Genomic DNA, 259 nt, shown 5'->3' on the forward strand with positions numbered 1-259 from the left:
GCCTTACACATGTCGTAAATGGTTAATGCGGCGACACATGCCGCCGTTAACGCTTCCATTTCGACACCGGTTTTGCCTGACAATTTACACAAACTGGTAATGCGCACGCGGTTATTCTCAGGCTGAGCTTCAAGCTCAACTTCCACCTTAGTCAGCATCAAGGGATGACATAATGGGATCAAATCAGCCGTTTTTTTAGCCGCTTGAATCCCGGCAATACGTGCGGTCGCAAACACATCACCTTTGTGATGACTGCCAT

1 protein-coding gene is annotated in these 259 nt (G+C 48.3%); it reads right to left on the reverse strand.

The genetic code is table 11. The features are described 5' to 3' along the window. A partial coding sequence (gene moaC, locus AAEY72_RS15445) for a cyclic pyranopterin monophosphate synthase MoaC (RefSeq protein ID WP_352311486.1) occupies window positions 1-259 on the reverse strand: 259 nt, incomplete at both ends.

It is taken from the genome of Psychrobacter sp. W2-37-MNA-CIBAN-0211 (assembly GCF_040309405.1).
Classification (GTDB): Bacteria; Pseudomonadota; Gammaproteobacteria; order Pseudomonadales; family Moraxellaceae; genus Psychrobacter; species Psychrobacter glaciei.